Origin of the sequence: Rhizobium sp. R634, from assembly GCF_002211305.1 — a bacterium.
Taxonomy (GTDB): Bacteria; Pseudomonadota; Alphaproteobacteria; order Rhizobiales; family Rhizobiaceae; genus Rhizobium.
The window spans coordinates 485,172-502,018 of the sequence record NZ_LOKW01000001.1 but is presented as its reverse complement, the minus strand read 5'-3'; the positions used below and the strand labels follow the sequence as shown (position 1 = coordinate 502,018).

General features: G+C 58.3%; 14 protein-coding genes. 7 read left to right on the top strand and 7 right to left on the bottom strand.

What is annotated here, in order from left to right; all coding sequences use genetic code 11:
* Positions 1 to 80: 80 nt before the first annotated feature.
* Positions 81 to 992, top strand: a complete 912-nt coding sequence (locus tag ATY77_RS02165; protein WP_088685874.1) for a LysR substrate-binding domain-containing protein — start codon at positions 81 to 83, stop codon at positions 990 to 992.
* Here ATY77_RS02165 and ATY77_RS02160 read toward each other — a convergent pair.
* The 7 genes from ATY77_RS02160 to ATY77_RS02130 form a co-directional block, all read right to left on the bottom strand.
* Complete coding sequence (locus tag ATY77_RS02160; RefSeq protein WP_088685873.1) at positions 984 to 1,532, bottom strand: gluconokinase; 549 nt, start codon at positions 1,530 to 1,532, stop codon at positions 984 to 986. The genes ATY77_RS02165 and ATY77_RS02160 overlap by 9 nt on opposite strands.
* A gap of 2 nt (positions 1,533 to 1,534) precedes the next feature.
* Entirely contained in the window at positions 1,535 to 2,815 is a 1,281-nt protein-coding gene (locus ATY77_RS02155; RefSeq protein WP_088685872.1) for a TRAP transporter large permease, read from the bottom strand.
* Between the two features lie 2 nt (positions 2,816 to 2,817).
* Positions 2,818 to 3,369, bottom strand: a complete 552-nt coding sequence (locus ATY77_RS02150) for a TRAP transporter small permease (protein WP_088685871.1) — start codon at positions 3,367 to 3,369, stop codon at positions 2,818 to 2,820.
* 78 nt (positions 3,370 to 3,447) lie between these two features.
* Positions 3,448 to 4,443 carry a DctP family TRAP transporter solute-binding subunit gene (locus ATY77_RS02145; protein WP_088685870.1) on the bottom strand — a complete coding sequence of 332 codons (996 nt, stop codon included), beginning with the start codon at positions 4,441 to 4,443 and terminating at the stop codon, positions 3,448 to 3,450.
* A gap of 46 nt (positions 4,444 to 4,489) precedes the next feature.
* Entirely contained in the window at positions 4,490 to 5,374 is an 885-nt protein-coding gene (locus ATY77_RS02140; protein WP_088685869.1) for an NAD(P)-dependent oxidoreductase, read from the bottom strand.
* Between the two features lie 18 nt (positions 5,375 to 5,392).
* Positions 5,393 to 5,698, bottom strand: a complete 306-nt coding sequence (locus ATY77_RS02135; protein WP_088686240.1) for a putative quinol monooxygenase — start codon at positions 5,696 to 5,698, stop codon at positions 5,393 to 5,395.
* A gap of 14 nt (positions 5,699 to 5,712) precedes the next feature.
* The gene (locus ATY77_RS02130; protein ID WP_088685868.1) at positions 5,713 to 7,071 is read right to left on the bottom strand and encodes a Gfo/Idh/MocA family oxidoreductase; all 1,359 of its coding nucleotides are present in this window, start codon (positions 7,069 to 7,071) and stop codon (positions 5,713 to 5,715) included.
* 508 nt (positions 7,072 to 7,579) lie between these two features.
* Here ATY77_RS02130 and ATY77_RS02125 point away from each other — a divergent pair.
* From ATY77_RS02125 to ATY77_RS02100, 6 genes are all read left to right on the top strand, one after another.
* On the top strand, positions 7,580 to 8,812 hold the full coding sequence (locus ATY77_RS02125; RefSeq protein ID WP_088676076.1) for an HlyD family efflux transporter periplasmic adaptor subunit: 1,233 nt from the start codon (positions 7,580 to 7,582) through the stop codon (positions 8,810 to 8,812).
* Positions 8,794 to 10,788 carry a glycosyltransferase gene (locus tag ATY77_RS02120; RefSeq protein WP_088685867.1) on the top strand — a complete coding sequence of 665 codons (1,995 nt, stop codon included), beginning with the start codon at positions 8,794 to 8,796 and terminating at the stop codon, positions 10,786 to 10,788. The genes ATY77_RS02125 and ATY77_RS02120 overlap by 19 nt, the downstream gene beginning before the upstream one ends.
* 244 nt (positions 10,789 to 11,032) lie before the next feature.
* Positions 11,033 to 12,757, top strand: coding sequence for an EAL domain-containing protein (locus ATY77_RS02115; RefSeq protein ID WP_088685866.1), 1,725 nt, complete (start codon positions 11,033 to 11,035; stop codon positions 12,755 to 12,757).
* Between the two features lie 53 nt (positions 12,758 to 12,810).
* Positions 12,811 to 13,329, top strand: a complete 519-nt coding sequence (locus ATY77_RS02110; RefSeq protein WP_088685865.1) for a ubiquinone biosynthesis methyltransferase UbiE — start codon at positions 12,811 to 12,813, stop codon at positions 13,327 to 13,329.
* Positions 13,326 to 14,492 (top strand): class I SAM-dependent methyltransferase, encoded by a 1,167-nt coding sequence (locus ATY77_RS02105; protein ID WP_088685864.1) that lies wholly within the window; start codon positions 13,326 to 13,328, stop codon positions 14,490 to 14,492. The genes ATY77_RS02110 and ATY77_RS02105 overlap by 4 nt, the downstream gene beginning before the upstream one ends.
* A complete protein-coding gene (locus tag ATY77_RS02100; protein WP_088685863.1) occupies positions 14,489 to 16,846 on the top strand; it encodes a SpoIIE family protein phosphatase in 2,358 nt (785 codons plus the stop codon). Before ATY77_RS02105 ends, ATY77_RS02100 begins: the two co-directional genes overlap by 4 nt.
* Position 16,847 lies beyond the last annotated feature (1 nt).

Sequence of the window (16,847 nt, the reverse complement as noted above, 5' to 3'; positions counted from 1 at the left end):
CGGGACCAAACGCAACAGAAGAGTTTCGTTTTAGAACCACGTGCAATAGATTAGCTCGGCCAAGAGAGTTCAGGACAAGCATGCAGCTCCCCATCAAGTCGATCCTGGTTTTCCACGCAGCCGCACGTGCAGGAAGTATTTCGCGCGCCGCAGAAGAGCTGCGCGTGACACCATCCGCCGTCAGCCAACAGATTCAATTGCTGGAAGGCCAACTCGGCGTCACGCTTCTGGCGAAAGCAGGCCGAGGGATCGTGTTGACGGAGGCAGGTGAGCGATATTTCTCGATGATCGCCGATCAGATCGAGCGTATCGAAGACGCCACGGGCACGATCCGAGGATTCAGATCCGTTACGACATTGACAGTGCGCGCTACCCCTACCCTGTCCAACAAATGGTTGCTGCCGCGGCTGAGCACCCTCCTCGACAAGCATCCCGACCTCGAGCTTCGCCTCGATGGCACCAACGAACCGACAGACTTCAACCAGGAAGCCGTCGATATCGAGATTCGGCATGGGGACGGCCGCTGGCCAGGCCTATTCGTCGAGGGTGTCGCAGACGAGCAGTTCTATCCGGTCTGCTCTCCAGACTATGCGCCGGCTGGCAGCATGAGGCCTCAGGACCTGCTTGATCATCGCCTGATACATTCCGCAAAATCGCAAGCGCAGTGGAATGGCTGGTTTCCGCTAGCCGGAATCGCCCCTAAAGAACGTTGGCGCCGCATCCTGTTCGACCGAAGTCACATGGCCATTGACGCTGCGGTCCGGGGCATGGGCATCGCCCTCGAAAGCACGCTGATGATGGGTGACGAAATTGAAAACGGGCGTCTCGTCTGTCCAGTGGTTTCCCCACCAATCGTTAGGATCACGACACAATGGATCGTTTGTCCGCGTGATCACCTTCGGCAGAAAAAGGTGCGTATATTTCTCGATTGGCTCCGACTGGAAAGGGAGACTTGGCAGACGACCTATCCGTCGGGATCCCTGTCACGTTGAGTGAGCTGGATCAAGCAGTTCGGCCACCGCCCTCTGCGCAAGCAAATCTGGCGGCAGCGCAATTTCGAGCCAGATTGCCTCTTCGTCGCCGGCAGGTACCTCCAATGTGGCAAGCTGACTCTCCAGCAATGAACCGGTGGCGAAGTGCCCCTTCCTTGCTCGCAGACGCGCTGAGATCAACTCACGGGAGCCATGTAAGAACAGGAAACGGACCCCCCGTAACCGTTCTCGCAATAACTCCCGATAGCTGCGCTTCAAGACCGAGCAGGCGACGACCACAGGTGATGCGTCGATCGCCAATGCGCTATCACATACGCTGTTTAGCCAAGGCATACGCAGTTCATCCGTCAGGGGATGGCCGTTGCGCATTCGCTCGACGTTTGCGGGCGAATGCAATTCATCCGCTTCGATGAACGCGCAGTCGAGAAGGCCGGCGAGACGCCGACCTATCTCTGATTTGCCGGTTCCCGCGACACCCATGACGACGATAAACCTTGGATACTGGCCACTCCGGATGAAGGAGACTTGCTGCCCTGCCATGCTCAATACATCCCCAACAGGCGGATCGGACCGAGTGTCAGGATGGGAAAGAGCACCAGGGCGAAGATAGCCAATGTGAGCACCGCCATCGGCGCAAGCGAACCACGTATGACGTCCTCGACCCTCATATTGGCCACCTGTGCTGCGGCAAACAAGCAGACGCCGACCGGTGGCGTCACGAGACCGAGTGTCAGCGTCATGACGGTGACGATCAAAAAGTGGATGGGATCGATGCCGAGCGCCTCTACCGGCGGCATCAACACCGGAATGAGGATGAACATGGCCGGTATGGCTTCCATGAAGATGCCGATGATCAGCAAGAAGACGAAGATGACCAGCATGCCCGTCAACGGACCGAGGTGCATCGCCTGCAGCAGGTCGGCAACCTTTTCCGGCAAGCCGTCATAGGTGAACACCCAGGCGGCAATCTGGGACGTCGCTGCGATGAATAGTATCGTTCCGGAAATACGCGCGGTTGAGATCAGGATTTCCGGCAATTCGCGAACCGGAAGCGTGCGGTAGACCAAGACCCCGAGTATGCCGACATACACGACAGCGATCGCGGCGGCTTCGGTCGGCGTGAACAGGCCGCTAGCGATCCCGATGATCAGGATCAGAGGCGTCAGCATCGGCAGGATGGCGCGAAGACCGGTGACGACAACCATGCGCAGGTTGAACGGCGAGGGAGGATTGTAACCGTAGTAGACGGAATAGAAGTGGTTGAAAACCATGAATGCGAAGGCGATGAAGAGACCCGGCACCAGACCGGCTACCAGCAACGTCCCGATGGAAACATTCGCGATCGAGCCTGCAATGACGACGAGGATCGATGGCGGGATGATCGACGACAGTGTCGCGGTACAGAGCGTCATCCCGACCGCATAACCCTTCGGAAAGCCGTGGCGCTCCATGGCCTTGATCTCGATGGCACCGACCGAAGCAATATCGGCAACGGAGGAGCCGGATACGCCGGAGAAGATCACCGACGAAATCACGTTGACATGGCCCAGGCCGCCCGGCAGCCAGCCGACGATGGCTTCAGCGAAATCGAAGATGCGCTCGGCCACTCGCCCGCGCTCCATTACAGTGCCAACCAGAATGAACAAAGGCACCGCAACCAGCAGAAACGAATTCATCGACGAGAACATGGTCTGTGACAACAGATCAAGCGGCATGGAGGTGAAGAGCCACAAGGTGGCGACGCTGGCCAGCGCCAAGGCAACCGCCAGCGGAATGCCGAGCATGCTGAGCCCGAAAAAGGCGACGAGAAGAAAGACAGACATGGTCAATGTCCTGATGTGATGGACACATCGGCATGGGCAATCTCGCCCGCCGGAAGTCCGAGTTCGGGAAGGGCAATCAGATCGCGACGGCTGTGCAGTGAATCGATGATCGCCAATATTGCAATGACTGCCGAGACCGGCATGACCATACCAATGAGCCACATGGGAATGGGCAGGGTCGCGGCCGTTTCGTTCATCATGATCTGCTGGCGCATGAGCGTGAACCCGGTCCAGCCCATCAGCCCGAAGAAGAAAACCGATGACCCGACATAGATCGGTACCGCCAGATGCTGGAACAGCCGCCGGCCCATGACGAGGAAGACAACGACGCGGGCGCTTTCCACCGTTCGGAAACCTGCCGCTAGGCCGAGAAAGACCATCCAGATAAAAAGAAAGCGAGTGGCCTCCTCGGTCCAGGGAAGCGGATGCCCCGTCAACCGGCCGATGACCTGCAGAAGGACGACGATCAGGACGCCGGCACAGGCAGCACCCGCCGCAACATCGGCGATGATCCTGACCACAGTGCCCAGCAGTGAACTCATGGAACTACGCATATGACTGCCCTTCCAACAGAGGTGCATGGACGGATGGAAAACCGGCACCTTGCCTTGAGGCAAAGTGCCGGCGAGGCATCAGTTCGTGGTGGCGAAGGCGCGCGTGCGATCGAAGAAGGACTGGTCCTTCACGAGTGCCGAGAATTTCTCCTCGAGACCTGCAGCGACATCGACGAAGGCCTTGCGCTGATCGTCGGTCAGCTCGTTGACCTCCATGCCATTCGCCTTCAGTGTCGCGAGCGATTTTTCGATATCCGCAGCATCATTCGCCGCTTTCCAGGCTTCCGTTTCCTTGGCGGCATCATTCAGTGCCGCCTTGAACGCGTCGCTCAAGCCATCGTAGCGTGCTGGGTTCATGCCCAGAACCCAGGCATCGGCGATGTGGTTGCTGATCGTTGCGTATTTCTGGACCTCGTAGAGCTTGGCGCTGACCGGCACATTGATCGGATTCTCCTGACCATCGACGACTTTCAGCTGCAAGGCGTTATAAACCTCCGCGAAAGCCATCGGCGTAGGGGCGGCACCCATGGCGCCGAAAAACTCGACCCACAGCGGGTTGTTCGGGACGCGCAGCTTCATGCCCTTCATGTCGGCGGGTGACGTGATGGCGAGCTTGGAATTGGTGATCTGGCGCAGCGGACGCGACCAGAGATCGACACCCTTGATGCCGATATTGCCGAGGTCCGACTGCAGTTCCTGGCCGAGGTCACTGTCAAGATAGGCCCGCAGCTGCTCGATATCGCGGAACTGATAGGGTATCGCGATCGCAGTGAACTTTGGGTTGAAGGTCGCGTAGAGCGATGTTGAGTTGAGCAACATGTCCAGCGAGCCGCCGGCCAGCTGCTTCACCCCTGCAGACGGATCGCCGCCATAGAGCGTGCCGTTCGGGAACACCTTGATGGTGAGTTCGCCATTGGTCTTGGTCGACACGATTTCGGCAAATTTCTTTGCAGCGAGCGTGATTTCCGATGTGTCCGCGTCCGGCGTGGAAAGCGTCAGGGTTTCCGCGTTGGCGATCGAGGCGGTCATCAGAGCCGCTCCAGCAATCAGGCTGCGAAGGGTATAGTTTTTCATGGTCATTCCTCCCGTTGATGGTCAAACTAGCATGCGTTTGGCATGCTCATTGTTGATTAATGCGTTGCAATTCGCGGATGATCCCGCTGTGATCCAGATCGCCATCGCCATTATCGACCATAGCCTGGAAGAGCCGGTCAACCTCCTCGCCGACCGGTAGTTTCAAGCCACGGCTTCGCGCAAAAGCCAGCGCCGTGGATGTGTCTTTGACCTGATATTTCGCCGGACCGCCGGGCGCAAAATTGCTCTCGACCATGCGCAGCCCGTGCTGCCGGAAGACGGTCGAGTCGGCGAACCCGCCGAGTAACGCTTCACGGACCCGGGCGGGGTTCGCTCCGCCACGTGCAGCCAGCGTCAGCGCTTCGGCGACAGCGCAGATCGTTGATGCGACGATCAGCTGGTTTGCAAGCTTCGTCAGCGCACCGCTGCCAGACGGGCCGACATGCGTGACACGGCCAAGACAGGCAAACACAGGTTGGAGACAGTCAACCGCTGTCTGGTCACCGCCGGCCATGATCGCCAACGTGCCTTCCTTGGCCCCCTTCTCCCCGCCTGAAACCGGTGCATCGAGACAGGCGATGCCTCGTGCTGCAGATGCCTCGCCGATCGCAATGGCCGTTTCCACGGGGATGGAGGTCGTCACGACCAGCATTGACCCCCGCCGCATTGCCCGGACAACGCCGCCGTCGCCAAGCAACACCGCTTCGCAAACCGGGCCGGAGCTGAGCATGCAGACGACCACATCAGCATCTTTCGCTGCGGAGTCTGCCCGCTCCACGATCGAAATACCTTTCGACTGAAGAACAGCGGCCTTTTCCGGTGTTCGGTTCCAGACCTGAACCTGAAAGCCTGCGTCAGCCAGGCGACCGGCCATGGGCCCACCCATGATGCCGGTACCGATGACGGCAATGCGATTGATCTTGCTGGTCATGACTGTATGCCCCGCATATCAAGGATATTGCCGCGCGGAGAAGCGAACCGGCCGCTCTTCCACGATCAGTGGCGGAAAGGCCTCCCGAAAACGCCCCAGGTGAGGCGTTTCCAGATGGGCGTCGAACGCCGCGCGGCTGTCGTAGACTTCGTAGAAGACGACCGTATCGTCGGAGCCTTCCGGGCAGATGACGTCGAACTGTCGGCAACCCGGCTCATCGGCGACCGAGTGTTTCGCGTCGTCACGCGCTGCCTCCAGAAAAGCGGCGAGCTTGCCGGGCTTTACCTGGAACTCCGCAATCACGACGAAGGCTTTATTGTTCAGCGTTGTCACGACACTCACTCCGCCGCGATCTTGGCGGGGCGGAAACGATCCTCCATCTCCCGACGAAGTGTGACGACGTCCAGGTCCTTGACGATTTCGACGTCATCGAACGACACGATCTGGTCTTTCTTAATCGCGCGCTTGAGCTTGACATTGTGTGCAAGGCCGATCGGCAGCGCCTTCAGGTCAAGACTGCGGCTTGCGGGAATGGCATTGGCCCAGACAGCATAACCGCCCTCACCGTCCAGCATCTCGCCGGGCTGCATGTCCTTCTTTGCGGTCGCGACGGCATCGCCACGGAACTCCTTGGAAGATCCGGTTGGCTCGTTGCGGAGCACAGCTGACAGCACACTGATCGACGTTTCGAGGCCGATGATGTGGAAGGGACGCCACATCGACGCATACCAGCCCGACGGATCGGTCAGCAGGCCGTATTGCTTGAAGCAAGCACGCGCATATTCGTTGTGCGCCTTGAACGTGACGAAGACGCCGTAACGGATGTTGTTGAACACCTCGCGGCCATCCGGTTCCTGGCTGGCGGCGATATCGACCAGACCGGAACGTGCCATGCGGCCACCATCGGCCACCGGACGGAAAACCCGAGCCAGGTCATGCAGACCCGCCGGCGGGAATGCGAGGCCGTCATCCGGGCAATCAAGGCCCGTACCATTGGCAACCGCCGCCATCTCGATCGCGGCCTTGGTGCCGTCGGTGAAGGAATTGTAGAGTTTCGGATTGAGATTGTCCGCAGCCACCTGTTCCTCGGTCCAGCCAAACAGGCCCCAGACCGTATCCGGCGTCGAATACCGGTAACGCGGCTCGAAATTCATCCCCTTGCCGGCGGATGCAATTTCGAAGCCCGTGGCTCTGGCCCAATCGACAAGTTCGCAGATGAGTGCCGGCTGGTCGCCATAGGCCATGGAATAGATCAAGCCCTTGGCGCGGGCTTTTTCCGCGAGGATCGGGCCGACCATCACGTCGGCTTCGACATTGACCATGACCACATGTTTGTTGTGCTCGATCGCTCCAAGCGCATGACGAGTGCCGGCAATCGGGTGGCCCGTCGCTTCGATGACGCATTCGATTTCGCCGCATTCGAACAATGCGTTGACGTCGTCCGTTACGAAGGTCGTGCCGTTCTTGATCGCATCACCGCTGTCGGTGGCGGAATAACGCTCCTTCGGCCAGCCAACGCGGTTCATGGATTCCTTCGCCTTGCCTACATCGAGGTCGGCAACAGCCACCATATGGAGACCATCGATGCGCTGAGCCTGCGCCAGCACCATCGAGCCAAACTTGCCCGCGCCGATCAGCCCGACCCGCACGGGTTTACCATTGGCGGCGCGGAAAGAGAGTAGAGAATAGAGATTCATGAGACAACGTCCTCGGCTAGCAAATGGGTTTGAGGAGTGCCCCGCAAACAAAAGCGCATAAGGATCCACCGCAGCAAAGCGTCTCGCCCAGCTGATTCACGGTGGCTTGAATGCGCTCTAATTTCCTCCGGGGAAGTACGGGGTTAGCCGCCACTCCCAGCTGCCTCCCGAGCAGCTCTGACCAAAACGTATGCCACATGAGAAATTAGCTCAATTTAGAAAGATCGGGGAACCTGTTAGATTTTCTAAAACGTAGTGAAAGCCTACCGAATTGCTACCGTCGCAGAGATTGCCTTCGCAGTCCGCCACATTTGACCCGATAGGTGTGAACGCCTTGAACCAATTCGAACTGCCGCCCGCGATCCTGTCAGATAATGGCAATCCATTTTGCGACCATCACTTGTCTACTAATTTTCGATGCGCTAATTTATACAAGAATGAGTTGCATCCGTTAGTGCCGGCTCGATAGGTGCGGATGGCTGCAGAAGCGATACCTTCGGATGTCCGCATGATCTGGAACCATCGCATTACACGCATCATTGTCGGCCTGCTGCTGCTGGCACTCGTGACTGTCGTCTCATTGCCGGCGATCACCGGCTTTACGAGCCTTGATGGCACGGTCAATGCCCGGTTCGCGATCGTCAATGCCCCAATCGACGGCACGATTGCGGAAGAGCCCCTTAAGGTCGGCAGCCCGGTCAAAGGCGGACAATCTCTCGCAGAAATCAGAAATACGCGCGTCAATCGCGCAATCCTCGCTTCGCTCGAGGCAGATCGCAACACGGCGCTCGACCGCGTCGCGGCGCTGAAAAAGGAGCGGGAGGAGCTCTCCGCGCTTCGCGACGAATTGTCCACCAGATTGGAAGTCTACAGGCAGACCACCATTGCCAATCTCGAACGCGAAGTCGAAATCCTGCGGAAGAAGGTCGAGGTGTCGCAGGCTCAGGACTTGGTCGCTCAGGTCGACCTGAACCGTCGCATGGCACTCGAATCGAAAGGCATTCTGACGCAGAAGCTGGTCGAGGCCGCGCGAGCCGCCGGAGCTGCGACGGGCGGCGAGGTCGAAATCAGCAATCTCACCGTCGATCAATTGCAGCAAAGGCTCAATGCGGTCCGCCAGGGCATCTTTGTCTTCGGCGACGGGCAGAACGACGTGCCTTATTCGCGACAGCGCGAAGACGAAGTCGTCGTTCGCATCAACGACCTGAACTCGCGCATCGCGGAAAATGAGACACGGGCCACCGAAGTCCAAAAGCAGCTGGCCGAAGAGAGAAACCGCGTCAGCAGCCTCGAATCCGCAACCGCAATAGCGCCGTTCGACGGCGTTGTCTGGAGCAGGAGTATCGTCGACGGTTCCAACGTTGTGCTGAACAACGAGCTGGTGCGCCTGCTCGACTGCCGGGAGCTGTTCGTGGATATCCTCGTTCCCGAGGTCAATTATGATGAGATCTATCCAGGGCTTGTTGCGCAGGTGCGCTTGTTCGGCCGCAGCGATGTCTTCAAGGGTACGGTCATTTCCGTCAGGGGCAGCTCGGCTTCCGTCGAGACCGATTCCTTTGCCGCCAGTTTGCCGCCGTCGACGCAACGCAACGCCCGCATTCGGGTTCGCCTCGATCCGTCCTTCATGAACGACGACTTTGCGAATTTCTGCCAGGTAGGGCGCACGGTGCAGGTACGGTTTTCCAAACACGGCATCAACGTAACCAACTGGGTCAAAAACCTGTGGTTCAGTATCTTGTAGCGCTGGTTCCAACGCTGTTCGTTTTGGCCTTCTTCTTCCTGGGGCCGTTCAATTGGTCGCGCCATCACACCTGGACGCGGGCGGTGACCTGCGCGTTTGTCGCCGCGGTCGCACTGCGATACATGTTCTGGCGCCTGACGGAGACGGTGCTTCCCTATCCCAACGACGGCCCTAGTTTCTACTGGGTCTGGATCCTCTTTATCGTCGAGGTTCTGGCCTGCATCGAAGTCATCCTTTTTCTGGTCTTGATGAGCCGCTACGTCGACCGGAGCGCGGAAGCGGACAGGCTGGCTCGCGTTTTCTTCGCGCGGGAGCGGCGTGAACTGCCGACCGTCGATGTTTTCATTCCCACCTATAACGAGCCGCTCGACGTGCTCGAGCGAACCATCATCGGCGCCCTCTCGCTCGATTATCCCGCCGACAAATTGAATGTGTATGTGCTTGACGATCAACGCCGCGATTGGCTGAAGGCCTATTGCGAGGAAAAGAACGCCATCCACGTCACACGCGGCGACAACAGCCATGCCAAAGCCGGCAATATGAACAATGGGCTGAAGGTCAGCTCGGGCGAGTTTATTGCGATCTTCGACGCCGATTTTGTTCCCTATCGGCATTTCCTTCGCCGGACGCTGCCCTTCTTTGCAGATGAAAGCATCGGCATCGTCCAGACGCCTCAACATTTCTTCAATGTCGATCCGGTGCAATCGAATCTGGGCCTGGAGAATATCTGGCCGGACGAGCAGCGCCTGTTCTTCGATGAGATCGCCCCGAGCCGCGATGCCTGGGACGTCAGTTTCTGCTGCGGATCATGCTCGATTGCCCGCCGCGAGGCCATCGATGCAATCGGCGGGTTTCCGACGGAGTCGATCACGGAAGACCTGCTGACAACCCTTTCGATGCTCAACAAGGGCTACAAGACGCGCTACCTGAACGAGCGGCTTTCGATGGGACTGGCCGCCGAAAACCTGACCGGTTATTTCGTGCAGCGCGAACGGTGGTGCCAGGGGGGTATTCAAACCCTGTACCTTTATAATGGCCCTTTGCGCGGCCCAGGATTGACGCTCTTTCAACGGATCATGTTCCTGCCGGCATCATGGCTGGTGCAGTATCTGGTCCGTTTCACGATCTTGCTTGTCCCCATCGTCTATCTCTGGCTCGGCCTGCTCCCGCTCTATTTCACTGACGTAGCCGATTATGTCTCTCATCAGGTGCCGCTGCTGGCGGCGTATTTTCTGCTGATGCTGTGGATCACGCCGACGCGCTATCTGCCTGTGATATCAAGCGCTGTCGGGACCTTTGCGACATTCCGCATGTTGCCGACCGTGGTTTCCAGCCTGGTGAAACCATTTGGCAAGCCCTTCAGGGTGACGCCGAAGGGCAGCGGCAACGAGGCGAACCAGTTCGACCGCTACAGCTTCGCCTGGATCGCAAGCATGATCACGGTCACCGTCGTTGGTCTGCTGGTCAACGTCGTACCGGAAACGTCGAATGTACAGGGTCAGTTTTCGCCGGTCGCGGCCTGGTGGTCAGGGATCAATATCGTCGTCCTGCTCATCGCGTCCCTCATCTGCTTTGAGAAACCCCGGCGCCTGTTTCATGCGTTCAAGCTGGATGAACCGGCTATCGTAGACGATGTCCCTGGACAAATCGTCAGTTTGGCGCTGGACAAGGCGGTCGTTGCAGTCCCCACCATGGCCCGGTTTCAATCCAAATCTGTCATGTTGAAACTTCCCGGCTTCGCGCCGTTCGAGGCCGAGCTCGGACAGGTCACGCAACGGCGACGGAGCATAAGCCGCGGCGGCGATAAACAAGCCTATTACCTGCATCTCTATTTCGAGCTCAGCGGCTCTGCCCGCGACAGCATGATTGTGAAACTCTACACAGGTCAATATTCGCGGGACATTCGCGACATAGACAAGGTTGCCGTCTCTCTCAATCTGCTGTTGCGGTCATTCGGGCGAACGCGCACGTTTTAGCCCGGCGCGTGACAACGTGGGGACGAAGTCGGAACTTCAATGCATCCGCACATATACACGGCACTATCAATGCGATCTGGAAAACCACTATCTCCTCGGTCGAGTGGCATTGACCGCGACACGTTGTGCGATCATTATTCAGTATTATCTAAATTAGATGCCATCTTTTGATTAGATCGGAACCAAGCAGGCGCAGATGGATTGGCAGGTATCTCAAAGGGACTCTTTGGAAGGAGAGGAAAGGATGCCGGGCGGCGACGCGACACAGTCTGCTTCTGTCGAAACTCATCTCCTTGCCGGTACCGACGAGCTCGTCTCTCTTTATGACGAGAGCTTTCATCTCACCGAGCGCTCGGCAAAGCATCGGCAAACTTATGACGTCGATTCTCTGGTCGAGGCCACCTTGTGGCATGTCTATCCTGAACTCCTGGCCCCTTCGACCAAATCTGCGGTCGAATTCGTGCTTTCGAGTGGATTGCCACGAAACATCGAGGTGGCAAACGCAAAGACGGGAGATCAGCGCACGCTGACGGTTTTCCGCAGCCCTCGCGGCCTGGGCGTCGTCGAAGCGGACGGCAAGCCGAGCTTGCGCGGGACGTATAGTCCTGCTGAAAACGACCGTGCGCTTCTTTTTCACCAAGCGACCCACGACGTTTTGACCGGACTGCCGAACCGACGGCAATTCAGCGATCAACTGCGCAGCGCCCTGCCGGTGTCAAAGGGGACAAGATTTGCCCTCATGCAAATCGACCTCGACGATTTCAAACCGGTCAATGACACATTGGGCCACGGCGCCGGCGACACCGTCTTGAAGATGGCTGCCGAGCGCATCAGGAACGTCCTTGGTGAGCAGGAATTCGCTTATCGATTGGCCGGTGACGAGTTCGCCGTCATTCAACGAAGAAACGACCAGCCGCGAGAGGCGGAGCGCCTGGCGGAAGCGCTCGTCGGCGCTTTCAGGGCGCCGTTCACGGTCGAGGGAATCAATGTCTTTGTCGGCGCAAGCGTCGGGATTGCGGTTGCCCCCTCGGATGGAAACGAATTCGAACAGCTCATGAAGGCGGCGGACATCGCCCTTTATGCGGCCAAAGAGGAAGGCAGGCACAGGGCAAGGAAGTTCAACCGCGCCATGCTCATGGTTCTGGAACAGCGGGAGACGCTGCGCCGCAGTTTGCGAACCGCTCTTAGAGACGGTCAGTTCTTCATCGAATACCAGCCGCTCGTACAGCCACCTTTTTCGATCGTCGGCTTTGAAGCACTGTTGCGGTGGCGTCATCCGGTCGTTGGCATCATCCCGCCCAATATCTTCATTCCCATGGCCGAGACGGACGGTCTGATGAGCGAAATCGGTCAATGGACGCTTGAACAGGCCTGCCGCGATGCAATGTCGTGGCCGCCCCATTTTACGGTTGCCGTCAATCTCTCGCCGGCGGAATTTTTGCACGCCGGCCTTACCGACCGCATTGCGCAAACCCTGGACCTCGTCGGCATCCGCCCCGACCGCCTTGAACTCGAGATCACCGAGTCTGTGCTGCTGGAGCGCACGATCAACAATCTCGACACGCTCAATACGTTAAACATGCTGGGCGTGCAGATTTCGCTCGACGATTTCGGTACCTATTATTCCTCGCTCAGCTACCTGAAAAACTTCCCCTTCGATACGATCAAGATCGACCAATATTTCATCAAGGATCTCGAGAGCGATAGCAAAAGTCAGGCGATCGTCCGCTCCGTCATTGCGCTTGCCCACGGGCTCGGCATGAGCGTCACGGCCGAAGGTGTGGAAACCGCGGAACAGGCCGCCTGGCTCAAAAAAGCAAAATGTGACCGGCTGCAGGGATATTTCCTTGGCAAGCCGATGCCTGCCGAAGAGATCGGTGCTTTCGTCGGCAGGATCATGCAGCCCGTCCCCTTCGAAAATTTCCCGATTTCCAGATCAATGCCGCCTTTAGATCCTCGGCGAGCGTGAGCATCGGGTTCTTGAACTCTCTCGGACGGGGGATATGGGAAGGAGGAAACGGCATGAATGCAGTCAGCGACATGTCAGCGGAAGCGGCCTTCAAGCCTCTTCTGCGGTTCGAGATGGACATGGCGACATTTCTTTCCGATTGGCAGCATTGCGATCAGCTGTCGACCTTCGTGGCGCGGATGATCAGCCATAATCGCACCGATCCCATTCGGCATTCGAATTTCTTCTCGTTTGCTCTCAACGAACTGCTGGAAGTATCATTCCGCGGCGCTTCCCCGCAGGGTTCGATAGACTGCGCAGTCTATCGTCGCGATGCGACGGAACGCGTGAGGCTCAGTTTCACGTGCCCTGCCGAGCAGCGGGAATTCTACCGCGAGGCGGTATCGCGAACCCGTCAAAAGGATGCGCTCGCGCGTTATCTCAGCGCCATTTCAATGGACCAGGCGCCCAACAGGGAGGTCATTCTTCTCGATCTGGCGATCAACTTCGATGCGCGCCTGCGTCTGGAGGAGCCCGCTCCAGCATCCATAACGCTGGTCGTCGACCTGCCGCTTGAAGGAAGCACACTTTGAGCACGGCCCCCTTCCTTGCGGAATTCGACTCCAACAGCCAGGAATTCTTCCTGGCGGGCGTGATCCGGCCACATTCCGTCGACGAGATAGGCTCCAGCCTCTGCATCTTCAGGAACGCAATCGACGATGTCCGAGGCGTTCTCTACATCAATATAAAACGCCTTGTTCAGATGAATAACACTGCATTTCAGGCTTTTGCCCGCGTTGTGCTGGACACCTGCCGGACAAGGACCGATCTTCGTTTCGTCGTGGTGACGTCAAGCGTCGTCGGCTGGACCGAGCGCATGTTCAAGCACCTCGGCAGCCTTGAGCCGCGGGTCACGGTGGAGGTCTATGATGCCGGATTTTACCCCGGGCAGAGCTTCGTCGAGGATCCGAGCTTCATCCCGATATTGCGCACGCAAACCAAGATGACCTGGCGCCACGAGCGCACCATCCTTCCCCGTCACGGCATGCGCCCGGGGATCGCGATGGCCGATATCTGCTGCGGCATCGGTGATTTCGCCATGCTCGTCAAAAAGGAGTTCCGGCCGAGCCGGATCGTCGCCCTCGACCATTCCAGAGCAAGTCTTGCCTATGCCCGCGACATGGCCGCCAGCTTCGAAGTTGCCGATATCGAATATACCTTCGGCGACGCCTCCGAGATGCTGCTCGAAGACAACCAGTTCGACCTGGTGACTTGCCGTCACTCGCTCCAGATATTCAATCGGCCGGATGTGCTTCTCAAGGAACTCTTCCGGATCTGCAAGCCCGGCGGGCGGGTATACATCACCAACGAGAAAAATTCGCACTGCTTGGGAGAACCCCGCTCACAGAGCATCCAATGGACCTATAATGAGGTGGCAAAGCTGTTCAGCCACTTCGAAATGGACGTGGAACTCGGCCCGAAAAGCCGCCGATATCTCACCGACGCCGGCTTTGACAATATTCTCGTCGAGTCTTTCATGGTCACCAATCTCGACGGCGACCCGCAGGACTTTGCCGACGTCATCTCGGCTTGGGAAAATGTCTATGCCGGAGAAATGGCTGTCAGGCGCGGGGATTCTTCCGATTTCATAGAACGCTTTCGACTGGGTTTCAGGGACCATATTTTTGCCGCCCTTCATCCGAAGGGCTATGCCGGCTGGCCAATCTGGGCGGCGTCCGGACGCAAGCCATCATGAAAGCAGATCGGCACGTCGCACGTTTTGGCTTGAACTCGTTTCGTGCGAAGTTCGTCCTCGTCGTCGGCAGCGCCGTGCTGTTCGACCTGCTGGTGACCGGAGGCCTGGCGCTTTGGAACGTGCAAAGGCTCTCTCGGGATGCCACCGCCGAGGTCGGCCAAGGCCTGGAGGAGGCCAATCAGGGCTATATCCGATCCTATGCGGAAGTAACCGCAGAACATGTGAACCTGCTGCTCAGCCAGGTCCACTCCGACGTCGCCACATTGGCGGGGGTTCTTCAGGAACAGATCGATCGTCCCGCCAGAGAAACTCAGATCGGTCAGGCCATGGCTCTCGCTTCTCCGGAAAGCGCCAAAGTCGTCTACGATGAGAAAGGAGGATGGGCTCAGAACCTGCCGGGCTCGCCATCCGTCGTCAGCATCTGGGGTTATCTGCTGGGGCCCGATCACCGTCCCTTGCCTGATGTCCAGAGGGACATCGATAACAGTGCCGTTCTCGACCTGGTCGCGCCGAGCCTGTTGTCGGACGGCCTGTCCAAGCTGCAGATGTATTATATCGGCCCGAAGGAGCGTCCGATCTTCAGGACGGCGCCCTACACGGAGCAGGCCCAGACCTTCGACAAACTCTATCCGGGCCACAACAGCGCGGAGTTCTGGACCTTTTTCTTTCCCGGACTTTACGAGTCGTGGGAGGGATGGGGCAGAGGCGAGGAAAAACGGCTGGCCGGCAGCGAGATTACGCAGACGGCGCCTTACACGGATGCAATCACCGGCAAGCTCATCGTCAGCTTCTTTCAGCCGCTCTGGTCCCCCGACCGTAAGAAAGTGGCCGGCGCTGCCGGAACGGATATCACGCTCGACCAGCTGGCCGGAATCGTCGAGAACGTCAAGGTTGCCGATAACGGCTTCGGATTCCTGGCCATGTCGGATGGAAACGTCGTGGCCATCAATCCGACCGGCGAGAAGATCATCGGATTGCGTGCATCGAACAATCAGGGCGGCGAAGGTGTCACGGGCCTGAACCGTTCGCTGAAAGGAAGTACGCAGCCGGAAGTGGCGCAACTGCCGCTGGGTGAGGACGGGCTGTTACGCCATATTCTCCTTGATGAAAATGGCGAAAAGGTTCCTTACCTCGTCGTCTTGAAACAGCTGCAGCCGACGAACCTTTGGGTTTCCGGCCCCGTCGGACGCGAAGCCATGCTGCTCGGCATCGTCGTGCCGGAGCGGGAGATCTACGCGTCGCTATTTGCCGCCCAAGCCGGAATTTCAAAGGCGACAAACCGGATTCTGATCTACCAGATCCTGGCGCTTCTGGTGTCGCTGTGCTTCGTCATCGCAGCCGTTTTTGCCATATCGAAGCGCATCACCCGGGGCATCAGCTCGCTCGCCGAAGCCGCCAAACGCATCCAGGCGAAGGACTATTCCGTTCGGGTGGACATCCCCACACGCGATGAGGTCGGAGAAGCGGGATTGGCCTTCAACCGCATGGCTGAGCAGATCAGTTTCCATACGGAGAATCTCGAGCAGCTTGTGGAGGACAGAACGCAGGAGATTGAAGCAGCCAACCAGCAAATCTCCACCTTGAACAGACAATTGCGCAGCGAAAACCTGCGCTTGGGCGCGGAGCTTGCGGTTGCGCGCCGGATCCAAATGATGGTTCTGCCCAAGACCGGTGAATTGGAAGAAATTCCGGATCTGGAAATCTCTGCTTACATGCGCCCCGCCGACGAGGTTGGGGGCGACTACTACGATGTCCTGAGGGATGGAAAGCGGCTGAAGATCGGCATCGGTGACGTCACCGGACACGGCCTGGAAAGCGGCGTGTTGATGCTGATGGTCCAGTCGATCGCGCGGGCATTGCAGGAGGCCGGCGACATGGAGCCTTCTCAGTTTCTGAACAGCGTGAACCGGGCGATTTATAAAAACCTCGTCAGGACCAGCACCAACAAGCACCTTTCCCTCGCCTTTCTGGACTACGACGGAAGACGCCTGACGCTGTCGGGCCAGCACGAGGAGCTGATCGTCGTTCGCAAGTTCGGAAAAGTCGAGCGGATCGACACGCTCGACCTCGGCCTGCCGATCGGGCTGGAACCGGATATTTCATCGTTCGTGGCGACACGCGAGGTATCCTTTGACCGCGACGATATCATCATTCTGCACACCGACGGCGTGACCGAGGCCGAGGATCACAATGGTGAACTCTTCGGCATCGAGCGGCTTTGCGATAGCGCCGGCCGGCGATACGGCTTGAGCGCCGAGGACATGAAGGTCGGGATCATTGAGGATTTAATGGCTCATATCGGCACGCAGAAGATCCATGACGACATCACGCTCGTGGTTATGAGGCACAGGTGAA

Coding starts and splice junctions, on each gene's coding strand:
- ATY77_RS02165 (WP_088685874.1), top strand. CDS start 81: ATGCAGCTCCCCATCAAGTCGATCCTGGTTTTCCACGCAGCCGCACGT.
- ATY77_RS02160 (WP_088685873.1), bottom strand. CDS start 1,532: ATGGCAGGGCAGCAAGTCTCCTTCATCCGGAGTGGCCAGTATCCAAGG.
- ATY77_RS02155 (WP_088685872.1), bottom strand. CDS start 2,815: ATGTCTGTCTTTCTTCTCGTCGCCTTTTTCGGGCTCAGCATGCTCGGC.
- ATY77_RS02150 (WP_088685871.1), bottom strand. CDS start 3,369: ATGCGTAGTTCCATGAGTTCACTGCTGGGCACTGTGGTCAGGATCATC.
- ATY77_RS02145 (WP_088685870.1), bottom strand. CDS start 4,443: ATGAAAAACTATACCCTTCGCAGCCTGATTGCTGGAGCGGCTCTGATG.
- ATY77_RS02140 (WP_088685869.1), bottom strand. CDS start 5,374: ATGACCAGCAAGATCAATCGCATTGCCGTCATCGGTACCGGCATCATG.
- ATY77_RS02130 (WP_088685868.1), bottom strand. CDS start 7,071: ATGAATCTCTATTCTCTACTCTCTTTCCGCGCCGCCAATGGTAAACCC.
- ATY77_RS02125 (WP_088676076.1), top strand. CDS start 7,580: ATGATCTGGAACCATCGCATTACACGCATCATTGTCGGCCTGCTGCTG.
- ATY77_RS02115 (WP_088685866.1), top strand. CDS start 11,033: ATGCCGGGCGGCGACGCGACACAGTCTGCTTCTGTCGAAACTCATCTC.
- ATY77_RS02110 (WP_088685865.1), top strand. CDS start 12,811: ATGAATGCAGTCAGCGACATGTCAGCGGAAGCGGCCTTCAAGCCTCTT.
- ATY77_RS02100 (WP_088685863.1), top strand. CDS start 14,489: ATGAAAGCAGATCGGCACGTCGCACGTTTTGGCTTGAACTCGTTTCGT.